The following is a 15,861-nucleotide window of genomic DNA, read 5'->3' as shown; positions in this document are numbered from 1 at the left end:
AATTAGCTAAATAGTCGTTGCGCACGCAGAGAGCCAGCAGGAATCTGCGCCTCTGCCATTGCTGCATAAAATTCATGAACCTGACCAGATATCTCATCCAGCGCCAGTTTGGAAATAGGCTGACTGCCATCATCGACGACTGTACCGCCCAGACGAGTCGCCAAAGAGCGTGCACAAGCTGCCATGGCACCAAAGCCATCACGTGCAGGGGCAACACAAGGTACGTCCAATAACAGAGTCAGACGCGAAGTCATAGTTTCACTGACGCTGACATTGGTCGACAAGGTGAACAGGCTGCCGCCGTCACCATCAGGCATCATCAAACGACCGTCGGGGCGCTGATCAAAACCCATTTTCTCCAATGCAGCAAGCAAAGTATTCAAGGCCCATGGCGCACCGTTGGCAGCGATATTTACGCTCAGTTGGGCGTCATGCTCGGCGACGAATTGATGCAATTCGCGGGCATTGACCATGACTTTATTCATATCCGGGATATCCGGGTGCGCACTCAGATTATCAGCAATCGCCCGCAATTTCATGATGAATTCAGAATATTCCAATTCATTCAAAGGGCCATTGCGGCTGACCATTTGCACGCCTGCAAACAGACAGGTATAAGCCCCGCCAACGGCAATCACATCGCGCTCGCCGCTATGGCTTTGGCCGATGAAATGCACAGGTTTTTTACCCACATATTTAAGGTCTGCGATTTCTGCCAGGATTTTTTCACCACGTACCGGTGTTTCAAACTCCAATGGGATCACACAATCGATTAATTCATCGACCGGCAATTCCTTATCCTGTATTGCTACCGGTGCTTCCATTTCAGTGGCTGCATCTGCATGCATGGGCTCATGATGTTGCGGCACATCCTCAACAGGCTGCACGTCGCCATCCAGGCTAGGTTCATGCCGGACTATGGATTCAACGGGCGCATCAGGATTCATGAGGACATCATCATGTCCATCGCCAAACGCATTTTCAACAGTTTTCTTGGCTTTGTATTCCTGCCATTTATTAAAAATCAGGACGCCGACCACCAGCGTTCCACCTATCGCTAACAAACTAATTTGTAGATCTGTCATGCTGCTTGAACCTCAGTAGCAAAATTGACGGCAGATTCCATATCTACCGCCACGATTCGTGAAACCCCCTGTTCTTGCATGGTGACACCAATCAATTGTTGTGCCATTTCCATCGCAATCTTGTTATGGGAGATAAATAAAAATTGTGTGTTTGACGACATGCGTTTCACCATATTACAGAAACGCTCAGTATTTGAGTCATCCAGCGGCGCATCAACCTCATCAAGCAAACAGAAAGGTGCAGGGTTCAACTGGAACATCGAGAAAACCAATGCCGTTGCCGTCAGGGCTTTTTCACCACCAGACAGCAAATGAATGGTTGCATTCTTTTTGCCAGGTGGCTGCGCCATGACTTGGACGCCAGAATCCAGAATTTCATCACCTGTCATGATCAGTTTCGCCTGGCCACCACCAAATAAAATTGGGAAAAGCTCAGCGAAATGATGATTGACCTTATCAAAGGTGTCTTGCAACAAGTCGCGTGTTTCAATATCAATCTTGTGGATGGCATCCTGCAAAGTGGTGATCGCCTCAGTCAGATCAGCATGCTGTGCATCCAGGAAAGTCTTGCGTTCAGTTGCCTGCGCCAACTCGTCAAGAGCAGCCATATTCACGGCACCCAATGCTGCAATCGCATTGGTCAGGCGGGTAACTTCGCCCTGCAAATAAGATGGCTTGAGATCATCGTGCAGTTTTTGCGCCAGGGCTTCTTCATCGACTTCAAAATTGCGCAATTGTTCCGAGAACTGCTCCTGGCTCAGGCGTGCAGCCTGCTCTTTCAATTGCAACTCAACTATACGGTCACGTTGCGGCTGCAGGCTACGCTCGACCTGCATTTTCGATTCTTCGTGATGGCGTAATTGCTGTGTTAGTTGATCCAGCTCATGACGGGCATTTGCCAGTGCCACTTCTTGAGAGCTGCGTCTATCCAGTAAATCTTGCAAGCCAGCTTGTGCAGTCTGGTCATCCATGGATTCCAACTCAAGCTGACCTTGCTGCATGCTGGCGAATAATTGTGCTGATTGTTCCAGCGCGGTCGCAATACTGCGGCGCAATTCTTCCATCTTGCTGCGGTGGGATTTTTCTGCAAAGGCAGCTTCTTGCGCGGCCAGCTCCAGGTCACGCAGACGCTGTCTGGCTTCATTCAATTGCTGCTCTTTTTCCAGATAAGCAGTCTGGCCTTCTTCATGGGTTTCCTGCAGTTCTGCCAGGTCCATGTCCAGTTGTTCAAATTTTTGCTCGGACTCGGCCCTGATTTGCTGTTGTTCACTCTCTTGCGCGGCGATTTCTGCCAGATCACTGCCTATCTGTGTGCTGCGCTGATTAAAGCGTTCCTGCACTTCAGACAATTTCATGAATTCGATTTGCAGACTATGGGTAGTCTGCGTCAGGCTGCCCACGCGCTGGCGCAAGTCTTGTAATTGCTGCGTAGCCTGAGTGTAAGCAGATTCAGAACGTACGGCACGGGTTTTGGACTCGTCCGCCAGCATATGCTTGGCACGGCATTGCTTGGTGATGTTTTCTATCTCTTGCTGACGTCCCAGCACGCCATCCTGCTCGGAATCAGATGCATAAAAACGCACACTGGAGCGAGCAATGACATGGCCCTGCTTTGTGATAAAACAGGCGCCGGCGGGCAATTTAACCCTGTCCATGAAGGCAGACGTAATGTCTTCAGCGATATACACCTGATGCAACCAATCCTGCATCAAACCACGCAAACCTGCATCATTCAGTTGAAGCAAGTCGATGAAGGGCTTGAAACCGGCCAGAGGTGTGACAGCCTCAGCGACTATGGTAGGCGCACAAACAGCCAATTTGGCAGGTGGAGCATCGCCGAAAAAGGCTTTGGCCCATTCCAGGTTTGACATTTCCAAGGCTGCAGTGCGTTCGCGTAAGATGGATTCCAGCGCAGTTTCCCAACCAGCTTCAATATGCAGCTTTTGCCAGATTTTTGGCAAGCCACTCAATTCGTGTTTTTCCAGCCAAGGCTGCACCTTGCCCTGGCTTTGTACTTTTTCCTGTAATTGTTTCAGGGCTAGCAGGCGCGCTTCCAGTTGCGCATATTCGGCGCTGTCCTGGTTCACTTGCTGCTGCGCCTGTTTGCGCTCATCTTCCAGCAGGGGTAAGCGTTCTTGCGCTTCTTCCAGCTGCATGGTGAGCTCTTCCAGCACCTGCTTTTTCTCCTCCAACTGCATGGAGAGATTGTCCAGATGCGTCGTATCCGGCAATACCAGGCCCTGTTTCTCCTGCATCAGGCGCTCGCGCCGGGTTGTCAGAGTGTTCAGGATATTCGAAGCATTGCGCTGATGCGCAGATTCCAGCTCTATCTGCTGCTGCATTTGCATGATCTTGGCGCGTGATTCTGTCGTCTTCAGTTGCGACTCACGCCATATTTGCTCCATCGCGGGCAGCTTGTCTTGCTGTTGCTGACTGACTTCCAGTGCCTGCTCAGCGCGCATGGCCAGCTCTTCGACATGTATTTCGCCTTCAGACAAATCATCCTGGAACTGGCGGCTCTGGTTTTGCCATTGATCGCGCTGTGCTGTAAGGGACTGCAATTGTGATTGCAAACGGCTACGCGATTCAATGACGAACTTGATTTGCGCTTCCAGACTGCCAATCTCGGCATTGGTCTGGTACAAATGACCTTGCGCCTGATGCATGCGGTCACCGACTGCATAGTGCGCCTGGCGCATTTGCTCCAGCTCCAGCTCGACATGGCGTAGCTTGGCTGTTTGTTCTTCGAGGTCGGTCTGTGTCTTTTCTATTTCGGCGAAATGCTTTTTTTGTTCGTTTTCTGCTTCTTTTTTACGCAGCAACCACAGCAGCTTTTGCTTTTCTTCCTGATCAGTCTGTAATTCGCGGAATTTATTGGCAACAACGGCCTGCGCACCCAACCTGTCCAGGTTGTTATTCAATTCGCGCAGGATGTCTTCCACACGCACCAGGTTTTCATGGGTGTCATGGATGCGGTTTTCTGTCTCGCGGCGGCGCTCCTTATAGCGGGATACACCGGCAGCTTCTTCGAGGAAAATTCTTAATTCTTCCGGTCGGGCTTCGATGATGCGCGAAATCATGCCCTGGCCGATAATCGCATAGGCACGCGGTCCGAGACCGGTACCGAGGAATATGTCCTGGATATCGCGGCGGCGCACTGGTTGCCCGTTGATGTAATAAGTAGATGTGCCATCACGCGTCAAGGTACGTTTGACGGCAATTTCACCGTATTGACTCCATTGACCGGCAGCTTTGCCCATGCTGTTATCAAAAACCAGCTCGACGGATGAACGGCCAGCGGGTTTGCGGTGGGTAGAACCGTTAAAGATAACGTCCTGCATGGATTCGCCGCGCAGCTCAGAGGCTTTGGATTCACCCAAAACCCAGCGCACAGCATCAATAATATTGGATTTACCGCAACCATTAGGGCCGACAACGCCAACCAGTTGGCCAGGAACCTGAAAATGGGTGGGATCTACAAAAGATTTAAATCCCGCTAATTTAATAGAAGTTAATCGCACTTTATATAATTTTATTATCTTTTGCAGTCAAATCTACCGCGTATCGTATATATGCCAAGGCTATCAATGCCAGCCGCGTTCCTGTATCGCTGCATCATACCATCGTAAGAGCAAAATTTTCAGTTTTCAAACTTATGACACAATTTACATATTAATCAGTATTTCACGCAAGTACAGGTGAAAGCCTTTCTCTATAGAATCCTCAGGACGCTATAATACGGATTGCAAATAAAAAGCAGCAAATTCAAGCAGACCAGAGAAATAAGCTAAAAAGCCTGTTTAGCGTCGACAACAATTCGAAAAATGACATTTAATCCCTATCTCAGTAAGTTGCAGCCGTATCCGTTCGAGAAACTGAAGCGCCTGTTTGCCGATGATGTGCCAAATCCCAAGTTTCCAGCGATCAGCCTGGGTATAGGCGAACCCAAGCACCCTACTCCCGCCTTGATCAAGGATGCCATTGTCGAAAATATGGCAGGCTTGGCGAGTTACCCATCGACTGCTGGCTCAGATGCGCTGCGCAACTCCATTTCTGCCTGGCTGGGACGCCGCTACAATATACCGCCGCTGGATGCGGCAACTCAGATTTTGCCTGTCATCGGTTCACGCGAAGCCCTGTTCGCTCTGGCGCAAACCGTCATAGACCCCAGTGCCTGCAAGTATGGGCCGCCATTAGTGGTGTGTCCCAATCCTTTTTATCAGATTTATGAAGGCGCAGCGTATCTGGCAGGGGCTGAGCCCTATTTTGCCAATGCTGACCCTGACCGAAATTTTGCGCCTGACTACAAGAGCATCCCAGAATCAATCTGGAAGCGCGTACAACTGCTGTATATCTGCTCCCCCGGCAATCCTACTGGCGCAGTGCTGAATCTGGACGACTGGAAAGAGCTGTTTGCCCTGTCAGATCGTTATGGTTTTATTATTGCTGCAGATGAATGCTATTCCGAAATTTACTTTAAAGAAGAAGCGCCACTGGGTAGCCTGCAAGCCGCGCGCGCACTGGGCAGGAATGATTATCAACGCCTGATTACCCTGTCCAGCCTGTCAAAACGCTCGAATGTACCTGGCATGCGCTCTGGCTTCGTGGCGGGAGATGCGGAAATCATCAAGAAATTCCTGCTGTACCGGACTTATCATGGCAGTGCCATGAGCCCCAACATACAGGCTGCCTCGGTCGTGGCATGGAATGACGAAGTGCATGTGCAAGAAAATCGCGACAAGTACATACGCAAATTTGCCCAGATCATGCCGATTTTGCAAGAAGTGCTGGACGTAAAGCTGCCTGACGCAGCCTTTTACCTATGGGCAAAAATTCCTGATGCCATGGGTTTATCAGATACAGAATTCGCCCGCCGTCTGTACGAGGAATATAATGTAACAGTTCTGCCCGGCAGTTATCTGGCGCGCGAGGCCCATGGCATCAACCCTGGACAAAACCGCATACGCATGGCTTTGGTGGCTGAGCCCGAAGAATGCCTGGAAGCGGCACAAAGGATAGTCAGCTTTTGCAAGAATTTTACTCCGGCAGCAGTCTGATATTGCAGCCAGACAACAAACACAAGATTATTTCGGTTTCTATTTTTTACATTTTCATTTGAAGACACTCAACATGACTCAACAATTACAGCAAATCATTGATCAAGCCTGGGACGACCGCACAAATTTCTCGCCAAAATCTGCGCCTGCAGAAATCCGCGAAGCAGTTGCTCATGTCTTGAGCGAACTTGATGCCGGCACTCTGCGCGTTGCGCAAAAAATTGAAGGTAGCTGGCAAGTCAATCAGTGGATCAAAAAAGCTGTATTGCTGTCTTTCCGTCTGGAAGACAATATCACCATGCCTTCTGGCGAACACATGCAGTTCTTCGACAAAGTGCCAACCAAGTTCGCCAATTACACGGCTGAAGATTTCGTCAAAGGTGGCTTCCGCGTGGTGCCACCAGCAGTTGCACGTCGTGGCAGCTTTATAGCAAAAAACGTGGTGTTGATGCCTTCTTATGTCAATATCGGCGCTTATGTCGATGAAGGCACAATGGTTGATACCTGGGCGACTGTCGGTTCTTGTGCGCAAATCGGTAAAAACGTGCATTTGTCTGGTGGCGTTGGTATCGGTGGGGTGTTGGAACCTATGCAAGCTAACCCCACCATCATTGAAGACAATTGCTTCATTGGTGCACGTTCAGAAATCGTGGAAGGCGTGATCGTTGAAGAAAATTCCGTGATTTCCATGGGCGTCTACATCGGCCAGTCCACCAAGATTTATGATCGCGCGACAGGTGAAGTCAGCTATGGCCGTGTACCTTCAGGCTCTGTGGTTGTTTCAGGCAACTTGCCATCTGCTGATGGCAAATACAGCCTGTATTGCGCAGTGATTGTGAAGCGTGTGGATGCGCAGACACGTTCGAAAACCAGCATCAATGAATTGTTGCGCGGCGCTTAATTCGTATTTTTTACGGTTTTTGCGTCTTATTATAATAATTAGCTCAGCTTAGGGAAACATCATGGCAGCGATGGAGAGGTTATTTCAACTGATGAAGGAAAAACAGGCTTCTGACATGTTTTTCGCGATGAATTCGCCCATACATTTGAAAATCAATGGCAATCTGCTCCCTATCAATCAGCAGAAAATGGATCAGGCAAATATCCTCTCGCTACTCAGCGAAGTGGTAGAGCCTGAACACATGGAGCAACTGGAAGCCGAGAACGAGCTTAATGTCGGTATCGGTGCTGCTGGCATAGGTCGCTTCCGTCTTTCGGCGTTCCGCCAGCGCGGCTCGATCTCTGCGGTCTTCCGTTATGTGCCCGGTGATATTCCCAAGTTGGATACCCTGCATCTGCCGCCAGTACTGGCTGAGCTGATTATGGAAAAACGTGGTTTGATCTTGCTGGTCGGTTCTACCGGCTCAGGTAAATCAACCACGATTGCATCCATGTTGGATCACAGGAATGAAGTCAAGACTGGCCATATCCTGACGCTGGAAGACCCGATAGAATTTTTGTTCCGCAGTAAAAAGTCCATCGTTAACCAGCGTGAAATTGGTAGTGATTCTGAAAGTCTGAAAACTGCGCTGAAGAACTCATTGCGTCAGGCACCTGACTGCATTCTGATTGGTGAGATTCGTGATCTCGAAACCATGATGGCGGCGATTGCCTATGCGCAGTCTGGCCATCTTGTATTAGCGACTCTGCATGCGAATAATAGTTATCAGGCTTTGAACCGTATCATCAGTTTCTTCCCTATGGAAACTCGTAGTGCCTTGCTGCTGGATTTGTCTTCGTCCATACGCGCCATTATCTCGCAGCGCCTGATACGTGCGAAGGATGGCGGTCGTGCGCCTGCAGTCGAGATTATGCTCAACACCCGTTATGTGGCTGAGTTGATAGAACAAGGTGATATCTTCCAGATCAAGGAAGCGATCGAGAAAAGTTTGTCACCTGGTTCGCAAACATTTGAGCGCGCCCTCATGCATTTGATACGCGAAGGTTTGATCACGCAAGAAGAAGGTCTGGCAAATTCCGATTCTGCCAATAACTTGTTATGGCTGCTGAACAATGAAGCATCCACCGCCGTAGCAGCAAAGCCAGAACCAGAACCAGAAACCAAAGAAGAAGCTTCTTTCACAGAATTTACCCTGAACGTATAAAAGTATGACGCGAAGCATTACCCTGTTTGGCATTCCAAACTGTGACACCGTTAAAAAAGCCCGTACCTGGTTGCAAGAACAGGAACTGGCTTTTGAATTCCATGATTTCAAAAAACAAGGCTTAAACCGTGCTGCCATAGAAACATGGCTGGAACATCAGGGCCTGGATGTACTGATCAACCGCAAAGGTACTACCTGGCGTGCGCTCAGTGATACTGAGAAAGCCTCTGCCGCAGATACTGAGCAGGCAATCGCCTTGATGCTGGATAAACCATCAGTCATCAAACGCCCGGTATTGCTGATCAATAACGATGGCAAATCGCAAGTGAATGTCGGCTTTTCCGTGCCGCAGTACCAGTCCATTTTCCATAAATAAACATGAGTAAAACACTTGCCCTGACCGAACAACTGATCGCGCTGGATTCGGTCACGCCTGAAGATAAAGGCTGTCAAAACACCCTGATCGCCCTGCTTGAGCCTCTGGGCTTCCAGTGTGAGACCATACAATCCGGTGATGTGACCAATCTGTGGGCCAGACGTGGTCAAACCCAGCCTTTGCTGGTGTTTGCCGGTCACACTGATGTTGTGCCTACTGGCCCCGTCACACAATGGCAGTCTGCACCATTTACACCGACTCACAGGGATGGCAAGTTGTATGGCCGCGGAGCAGCCGACATGAAAACCTCGATCGCTGCCTTTGTGGTGGCGACTGAAGAATTTGTCGCTGCCCATCCAGATCATAAAGGTTCCATCGGCTTCCTGATCACCAGCGATGAAGAAGGCCCGGCCACCGACGGCACAGTTGTCGTCTGTGAAAAGCTCAAGGCACGTGGAGAGCAGCTTGATTATTGCATCGTTGGCGAACCGACTTCCGTAGATAAATTGGGCGATACCATCAAGAATGGTCGTCGCGGCACCATGTCGGGCAAACTGATCGTCAAAGGCGTACAAGGCCATATAGCCTATCCACAACTGGCAAAAAACCCTATCCACCTGGCAGCCCCTGCCATGGCAGAACTGGTGGCCGAAGTCTGGGATGAAGGCAACGACTATTACCTGCCAACGTCCTGGCAAATGTCGAATATTCATGCCGGCACCGGTGCCTCAAACGTGATACCTGGCGAAGCTGTCATTGATTTCAATTTCCGTTTTTCCACCGCCAGTACTGCCGAAGGCTTGCAACAACGTGTGCATGTAATTCTCGACAAACATGGCCTGGAATATGAGTTGAAATGGACCGTAGGTGGCCATCCTTTCCTGACACCCAAAGGCAGCCTCAGCGATGCACTGGGTGATGCCATACGTGCAGAAACTGGCATAGAGACTGAGCTCTCCACTACTGGTGGCACATCTGATGGTCGCTTCATCGCCAAAATCTGCCCGCAAGTAGTGGAATTTGGCCCGCCAAATGCCAGCATCCATAAAATTGACGAACACATAGAGCTGCAATACATAGATCCGCTCAAGAACATTTATCGCCGCACTCTGGAAAACCTGCTGACCTAATCAGTTCACCACTGGCCGATACGGAAACAATATGACTACACCCGCTACCACCTTTCTGACCCTGCGCGATCTGCTGCGCTATGCCGTCACTCGCTTCAACAAAGAGAAACTTTTCTTTGGCCATGGCAGTGCCAATGCCCTGGATGAAGCAGCCTATTTGCTGCTGCATACTTTGCACCTGCCACTGGACAAGATAGAACCATTCCTGGATGCGCATTTATTGCCATCAGAAATAGATGCCGTTTTGCGCGTGATCGACAAGCGTGCAGTAGACCGCGTACCTGCTTCCTACATTACCAATGAAGCCTGGCTCGGCACATATAATTTCTATGTGGATGAACGGGTGATAGTGCCACGTTCATTCATCGCAGAACTGATACCCGAGCATTTTTCACCATGGGTGACAGACCCGGAAGCCATCAAAAACATCCTTGAACTGTGCACTGGTTCTGGCTGCCTGCCCATCATGCTGGCAGATATGTTCTCTGAGGCGCATGTGGATGCTGTCGATATTTCCAAAGATGCGCTGGAAGTGGCCAAGCGTAATGTGGCAACCTATGAATTGCAGGACCGCATTACTCTGATCGAGTCTGACCTGTACAGCAATGTGCCGGACAAGAAATATGACCTGATCATCACCAACCCACCGTATGTGAACTCCGGCTCCATGGCCAAACTGCCCAAGGAATACATGCATGAGCCACAAATCGCCTTGGCTGGTGGTGATGATGGCATGGACTTGGTGCGCAAGATCGTTGCCGGTGCTGCACAGCGCCTGACCGAAGATGGTTTGCTGATGGTCGAGATTGGCAATGAACGCGCCTTCGCCGAAGCTGCCTTCCCAGAACTGAACCTGACCTGGTTAAGTACCAGCGCAGGTGATGACATGGTATTTTTGGTGGAAGCCGGTCAACTGACAGATTTCACCACATAGTCCATAGAAGTAAACACAATGAAGACGGGCGAAACCAGTTTTGCCCGTTTTTCCATTTTCTTGCATCAACAATAGCATTACCCATTAATTAAGTTTATATGATACGTCTTCAACAAGTCGTCCTGGCGCGCGGCATCAAACCATTATTTGACAGCGTCGATGTGACGCTCAATCCCGGCGACAAGATAGGCTTGATCGGTTCCAACGGTGCGGGCAAATCCAGTTTGTTTGCCATGTTGCGTGGTGAATTGCATCCTGACCAGGGCAGCATCGATTTCCCGGCAAAATGGCAGCTTGCTCACGTGGCGCAAGAAACGCCACCGCTGGAACGCAGCGCCATAGATTACGCAATAGACGGAGACGTCGCCTTGCGCAAACTGGAGGCGCAACTGGCAGAGCTGGAAGCTCAGCCAGAGAGCTATGAAAACGGTATTGCCATCGGCAATATGTATGGTGCACTGGCTGATGCAGATGCCTACACCGTGCGCCCGCGTGCAGAACAATTACTGCTAGGCCTGGGTTTCAAGATCAATGAACTGGAACAATCAGTTGCCAGTTTTTCTGGTGGCTGGCGCATGCGCTTGAATCTGGCACAGGCACTGATGTGCAAATCCGATTTGCTGCTGCTCGATGAACCAACCAACCATCTGGACTTGGATGCCATTATCTGGCTGGAAGACTGGTTGAAACGCTATGAAGGCACGTTGATCATTATCTCCCATGACCGCGATTTTATTGACGGCGTGGTGAACGTCATCGTCCATATTGATGAACGCAAGCTCAAGCGCTATGGTGGCAATTATTCCGGTTTTGAACGCCAGCGTGCAGCGCAACTGGAACTGGCGCAAGGCATGCTAGAGAAACAGACCCGCAAGCGCGCCCATTTGCAATCTTTTATCGATCGCTTCAAGGCCAAGGCATCCAAAGCCAAACAGGCGCAGAGCCGTATCAAGGCGCTGGCACGTATGGAAGAAATGGCACCTTTGCGTGCTGCTGCTGAATTCTCTTTTGAATTCCGCGAGCCACTCAGTGCGCCAAACCCTATGCTGGTGATGGAAGATGTTGATTGCGGCTATCGTATAGAATCAGAAACTGATCACAGCTTCACAGAGAAAAAAATCGTTGGAGACGTCAAGTTCACACTGCAAATCGGCCAGCGTATTGGCCTCTTAGGTGTCAATGGTGCAGGTAAATCCACGCTGATCAAGACCATCGTTGGCGACATCGCACCATTAAATGGCGTCATGCAAACCGGCAAAGGCCTGTCCATCGGTTATTTTGCCCAGCACCAGGTAGAGATGCTGCGCCATGATGAATCACCGCTGTGGCATTTGGCTCATATCGCCCCTGATGTGCGTGAGCAGGAATTACGCAACTTCCTCGGTGGCTTCAACTTCCCTGGCACCATGGTGAGCAGCCCGATCAAACCGTTCTCAGGCGGTGAAAAAGCCCGCCTTGCGCTGGCAATGATCGTCTGGCAACGTCCTAACCTCTTGCTGCTGGATGAACCAACCAACCATCTGGATCTGGAAACCCGCGAAGCCCTGACCGATGCCCTAGCGCAGTTTGAAGGTACACTGGTAGTTGTCTCCCATGACAGGCATTTGCTGCGTGCAACTACGGATCAGTTCATCATCGTTGCCGACGGCAAGCTGCAACCATTTGATGGCGATCTGGACGATTACAAAGACTGGCTGTTCAAAAACAAACTGGAAAAAGCCAACCCTGCCCTGCCAGAAAAAACCAAGGCGCAGGAAGCTGCTTTGCCACAAGCCAAGCCCATTCCCGTTGCCAAGGTCGATGACAAGGAGCAACGCAAACGCGACGCCGATGATCGCCTGCGCCTCGCTAATCTGCGCAAACCTATAGAAACACGCATCAAACGTTTAGAAGAACAGATGGCCAAGTTGAACATCAAAAAGAAAGACATAGATGCACAACTTGAAGACGGTGATATTTATAACGATGCCAACAAGGAAAAACTGAAGGCCTTGTTACTTGATCAGGCTTACGTCGTCAAGGAACTGGGGCAGATAGAAGCTGACTGGCTGGAACAGCAGGAATTTCTGGAAGCGGTAGAATAAAGCAAAGGGGCGCATGTAGCGCCCCTTGTTTTCTTGATCCAAGGATTAAACCCAGTCACATGGATCAACTTGGTAATACGCCCGCAACTGCTCGTATAAGGCGGGGTGGTACTGAGCAAGATCACGGCTTTTCTTGAAGAAGGATTCAGTCACCACAGCAAAAAATTCTGCCGGATTGGTCGCACCATAAGGATCAATGATGGTAGGAATATCGTTGGCTATTGCCTGATGTAATTGGGCATACTCTCTTTCCATCAACGCAGACCATGCCTTATAAGCTGCTGCTGACTTCAAGGCTGGCGCGCCATTGGTAGTTCCAGTTTCACTATCAAGCTGGTGAGCAAATTCATGGATAACCACATCCTGCCCCCGTGCCTCATTGTCGGAATTATGCGCCACCTGATCCCAGGCCAAAATGACACGACCATCACTCCATGATTCGCCACTGAGCCCCTGATTGGTATGCGTAACGATGCCATCAGCATTCATCTGGGTTCTAGGGGCCACAAACGCTGATGGATATACCAGCACATGCGTAAGCTGCGGATATACATCCGATTCACGGTTCAACAGCAGCAAGCAAGCTTTGCCCGCTATCGTTACCCTGATTTCATCAGTGATGACCAAACCACCACAACCAACAAAAGTTTTTTGATAGAGAAACTGGCGTATACGTTTTTTCAACTGCATTTGCAGATCAGTCGGCATGCGTGTATAGCCCGGCAGGTTTTTGCGTAAAATTTTTGAGTAATTCAAAGGAAAAGCCTGGGATAACACATGACGCAAGCGCAGCCTGGGCAAGACAAGGATGCCAAGTACCAGTAAAACAATAATAAGAATTAACCATTCCATGTCGACAACCTAATCAGGATTGCGAATGTGATTTGCATCTGACATTCGTTGATCAGATGCAAATGGGCGCGACGAAGTCAAACTCAATAGCAATTAATATATAAGCTCATGGCCCTTGAAAATCAGCTTATCAGATCACATGGCATTAAATAATATGAATTAGATAATTTCATGAGAAGATATGATGGATTGATTTTTTCCTTCGCAAGTCTGGACCTTATTATGAAACCTTGGGAAAACTTAAGCTCAAAGATACTAATCAGCGATGACTGGTTAACATTGACCGCGGATACCTGCCAACTTCCCAATGGACAAACAATAGCACCCTATTATGTACTCCATGAAGCAGACTGGGTGCATGTGTTTGCCCAGGCAGATGATGGCCGTATATTGACGGTAAAGCAGTTTCGCTATGGCGTAAAAAAGATTTGCCTTGAATTACCTGGTGGTGTCATTGATGAAGGTGAGACACCTATCCTAGCTGCACAAAGAGAATTATTGGAAGAAACAGGCTACACCGCTACACACTGGCAAACTTTGGGAACCATGTATGCCAACCCCGCCCGTCAAACAAATACCATTCATTTGTTTTTTGCTACCGGGCTTGATTTAAAGGGTGAGCAGCAGCTGGATGTATCTGAAGATATAGAATTCGACTTTCTGGCAATTCCCGAAATACAGCAAAAAATAGAAACCTACGAGTTTTCACAAGCACTGCACATAGCCTCGTTTTACCGAGGCTTGCACGCATTAACCTGGAATACGAATAAATAATGAGAAGCACTCTGAGAAAAAAGATCATCGAAGTATGCAATAACAAAATAGAACAAAAAGGCAGCAATGTTGGTCTATCCTTTTACGCCTTCTTTGCCAACAAAAACGATGACCCGCAATTACTGATGGAAGCTGCCACGTGGTGGATCATGGATAACAAGTTTGATCACTTTGAAAAAGCAGTCAAAATCAAGGCAATAGTTGAAGCTCTGGAAGCAAGCTGAAGAATTGGTCGCTCCCTGCAGCAAAAGAAAAGCGCAGGCATAATGAAGAAATCAGAATACTTTCTTCATTCAGACATTTCTCCAAGATATGAGCGCGCTCTTCTCACCTATCAAGCTTGGTTCGCTAAGCTTAAAAAATCGCATCATCATTGCCCCCATGTGTCAGTACTCTGCCGACGATGGCAAGGCGACTGACTGGCATCTTATTCATCTGGGTGGGCTTGCCTTGTCAGGTGCCGGTTTATTGATACTTGAAGCTACCGCTGTAGAAGCGATAGGCCGCATTTCTCCCGGTGACCTGGGTTTGTGGTCAGATGAGACTGAAACTGCGCTGGCTAAAGTATTGGCATCGATACGTCGGCATTCTGCCATGCCTATTGCGATACAATTGGGTCATGCTGGACGTAAAGCGTCCAGCCAGGCTCCCTGGCTTGGTGGTCAATTGATTGCACTGGAAGACGGTGGCTGGCAAATGGTTGCGCCCTCTGCCGTGCCGCATGCGCAAGCTGAGCGCGCACCATTGGCATTGGATGAAGCCGGTCTGCAACGCGTGAAACAGGCCTTTGTTGATGCCGCTTTGCGAGCACACCGTTTGGGTATCAATGCAGTTGAGATACATGCAGCACATGGTTATTTGCTGCATCAATTTTTATCCCCCATTTCCAATCAGCGCACAGATCAATATGGTGGTTCAGTGGAAAACCGCTTACGGTTTCCCCTGGAAGTATTTGATGCTGTGCGGGCAGCGGTTCCGAAAGATAGCATGGCAGTTGGCCTGCGTTTGTCCGCAACAGACTGGGTGGAAGGTGGTCTGGATATCTCGCAAAGCAAACTCTTTGTCCAAGAATTGCAGAAGCGCGGATGTGACTTTATCCACGTTTCCAGCGGTGGAGTTTCACCTGATCAGAAAATCCCACTGGGACCAGGTTATCAGGTTCATCTGGCGGAAGAAATCAAACAGCATTGCAGCATACCTGTCATTGCCGTTGGCCTGATCACGGATGCCCATCAGGCAGAAGAAATTATTACAACTGGCAAAGCTGATGCCATCGCCATCGCTCGTGGCATTTTGTACGACCCGCATTGGCCCTGGCATGCAGCCGCGCAATTGGGTGCGACAGTAGATGCACCAAAGCAGTACTGGCGCTCTCAACCGCGTGATCAGAAAAACCTGTTTGGTGACACCCGCATAGGGCAAAGATAATACATAAGTAGCTTGGGAAAACTGCGTAATGCAGCT

General features: G+C 49.4%; 13 protein-coding genes. 10 read left to right on the top strand and 3 right to left on the bottom strand.

Annotated features, from left to right (window positions below):
- Positions 1-2 precede the first annotated feature (2 nt).
- Positions 3-1,085, bottom strand: coding sequence for a cell division protein ZipA C-terminal FtsZ-binding domain-containing protein (locus tag H8L47_RS01025; RefSeq protein ID WP_186951383.1), 1,083 nt, complete (start codon positions 1,083-1,085; stop codon positions 3-5).
- Entirely contained in the window at positions 1,082-4,606 is a 3,525-nt protein-coding gene (smc, locus tag H8L47_RS01020; RefSeq protein ID WP_186951382.1) for a chromosome segregation protein SMC, read from the bottom strand. The genes H8L47_RS01025 and smc overlap by 4 nt, the downstream gene beginning before the upstream one ends.
- Before the next feature lie 303 nt (positions 4,607-4,909).
- On the opposite strand from smc, the gene dapC reads away from it, so the two are divergent.
- From dapC to H8L47_RS00985, 7 genes are all read left to right on the top strand, one after another.
- Positions 4,910-6,142 carry a succinyldiaminopimelate transaminase gene (gene dapC / locus H8L47_RS01015; RefSeq protein ID WP_186951381.1) on the top strand — a complete coding sequence of 411 codons (1,233 nt, stop codon included), beginning with the start codon at positions 4,910-4,912 and terminating at the stop codon, positions 6,140-6,142.
- A gap of 73 nt (positions 6,143-6,215) precedes the next feature.
- The gene (gene dapD / locus H8L47_RS01010) at positions 6,216-7,043 is read left to right on the top strand and encodes a 2,3,4,5-tetrahydropyridine-2,6-dicarboxylate N-succinyltransferase (protein ID WP_186951380.1); all 828 of its coding nucleotides are present in this window, start codon (positions 6,216-6,218) and stop codon (positions 7,041-7,043) included.
- Positions 7,044-7,104: 61 nt separating this feature from the next.
- Positions 7,105-8,247 (top strand): PilT/PilU family type 4a pilus ATPase, encoded by a 1,143-nt coding sequence (locus tag H8L47_RS01005; protein ID WP_230413536.1) that lies wholly within the window; start codon positions 7,105-7,107, stop codon positions 8,245-8,247.
- A gap of 4 nt (positions 8,248-8,251) precedes the next feature.
- Complete coding sequence (locus H8L47_RS01000) at positions 8,252-8,623, top strand: ArsC family reductase (RefSeq protein ID WP_186951379.1); 372 nt, start codon at positions 8,252-8,254, stop codon at positions 8,621-8,623.
- Between the two features lie 2 nt (positions 8,624-8,625).
- Positions 8,626-9,753: a succinyl-diaminopimelate desuccinylase gene (gene dapE / locus H8L47_RS00995; protein ID WP_186951378.1), complete on the top strand. Its 1,128-nt coding sequence runs from the start codon at positions 8,626-8,628 to the stop codon at positions 9,751-9,753.
- Between the two features lie 31 nt (positions 9,754-9,784).
- Positions 9,785-10,687 (top strand): 50S ribosomal protein L3 N(5)-glutamine methyltransferase, encoded by a 903-nt coding sequence (gene prmB, locus H8L47_RS00990; protein ID WP_186951377.1) that lies wholly within the window; start codon positions 9,785-9,787, stop codon positions 10,685-10,687.
- A 98-nt stretch (positions 10,688-10,785) separates the two neighbouring features.
- Positions 10,786-12,771, top strand: a complete 1,986-nt coding sequence (locus H8L47_RS00985) for an ATP-binding cassette domain-containing protein (protein WP_186951376.1) — start codon at positions 10,786-10,788, stop codon at positions 12,769-12,771.
- A gap of 45 nt (positions 12,772-12,816) precedes the next feature.
- Here H8L47_RS00985 and H8L47_RS00980 read toward each other — a convergent pair whose 3' ends face one another.
- Positions 12,817-13,623: a M90 family metallopeptidase gene (locus H8L47_RS00980; RefSeq protein WP_186951375.1), complete on the bottom strand. Its 807-nt coding sequence runs from the start codon at positions 13,621-13,623 to the stop codon at positions 12,817-12,819.
- A gap of 222 nt (positions 13,624-13,845) precedes the next feature.
- Here H8L47_RS00980 and H8L47_RS00975 point away from each other — a divergent pair, with 222 nt between their 5' ends.
- The 3 genes from H8L47_RS00975 (at position 13,846) to H8L47_RS00965 (ending at position 15,825) form a co-directional block, all read left to right on the top strand.
- Positions 13,846-14,397, top strand: a complete 552-nt coding sequence (locus H8L47_RS00975) for an NUDIX hydrolase (RefSeq protein ID WP_186951374.1) — start codon at positions 13,846-13,848, stop codon at positions 14,395-14,397.
- On the top strand, positions 14,397-14,621 hold the full coding sequence (locus tag H8L47_RS00970; RefSeq protein WP_186951373.1) for a DUF6500 family protein: 225 nt from the start codon (positions 14,397-14,399) through the stop codon (positions 14,619-14,621). The genes H8L47_RS00975 and H8L47_RS00970 overlap by 1 nt, the downstream gene beginning before the upstream one ends.
- Positions 14,622-14,709: 88 nt before the next feature.
- The gene (locus H8L47_RS00965; RefSeq protein ID WP_186951372.1) at positions 14,710-15,825 is read left to right on the top strand and encodes an NADH:flavin oxidoreductase/NADH oxidase; all 1,116 of its coding nucleotides are present in this window, start codon (positions 14,710-14,712) and stop codon (positions 15,823-15,825) included.
- Positions 15,826-15,861 lie beyond the last annotated feature (36 nt).

The sequence above is a fragment of the Undibacterium umbellatum genome, from assembly GCF_014284125.1.
GTDB lineage: Bacteria > Pseudomonadota > Gammaproteobacteria > Burkholderiales > Burkholderiaceae_D > Undibacterium > Undibacterium umbellatum.
Note: the sequence above shows the minus strand (reverse complement) of the source record. Positions and strands in the feature narration are given on the sequence as shown.

Excerpts from the sequence above, each read along its gene's own strand:
- H8L47_RS00985 (WP_186951376.1), top strand. The coding sequence starts at position 10,786 with ATGATACGTCTTCAACAAGTCGTCCTGGCGCGCGGCATCAAACCATTA.
- dapD (WP_186951380.1), top strand. The coding sequence starts at position 6,216 with ATGACTCAACAATTACAGCAAATCATTGATCAAGCCTGGGACGACCGC.
- H8L47_RS00980 (WP_186951375.1), bottom strand. The coding sequence starts at position 13,623 with ATGGAATGGTTAATTCTTATTATTGTTTTACTGGTACTTGGCATCCTT.
- H8L47_RS01000 (WP_186951379.1), top strand. The coding sequence starts at position 8,252 with ATGACGCGAAGCATTACCCTGTTTGGCATTCCAAACTGTGACACCGTT.
- H8L47_RS00970 (WP_186951373.1), top strand. The coding sequence starts at position 14,397 with ATGAGAAGCACTCTGAGAAAAAAGATCATCGAAGTATGCAATAACAAA.
- dapE (WP_186951378.1), top strand. The coding sequence starts at position 8,626 with ATGAGTAAAACACTTGCCCTGACCGAACAACTGATCGCGCTGGATTCG.
- H8L47_RS01005 (WP_230413536.1), top strand. The coding sequence starts at position 7,105 with ATGGCAGCGATGGAGAGGTTATTTCAACTGATGAAGGAAAAACAGGCT.
- dapC (WP_186951381.1), top strand. The coding sequence starts at position 4,910 with ATGACATTTAATCCCTATCTCAGTAAGTTGCAGCCGTATCCGTTCGAG.
- H8L47_RS00975 (WP_186951374.1), top strand. The coding sequence starts at position 13,846 with ATGAAACCTTGGGAAAACTTAAGCTCAAAGATACTAATCAGCGATGAC.
- H8L47_RS01025 (WP_186951383.1), bottom strand. The coding sequence starts at position 1,085 with ATGACAGATCTACAAATTAGTTTGTTAGCGATAGGTGGAACGCTGGTG.
- H8L47_RS00965 (WP_186951372.1), top strand. The coding sequence starts at position 14,710 with ATGAGCGCGCTCTTCTCACCTATCAAGCTTGGTTCGCTAAGCTTAAAA.
- prmB (WP_186951377.1), top strand. The coding sequence starts at position 9,785 with ATGACTACACCCGCTACCACCTTTCTGACCCTGCGCGATCTGCTGCGC.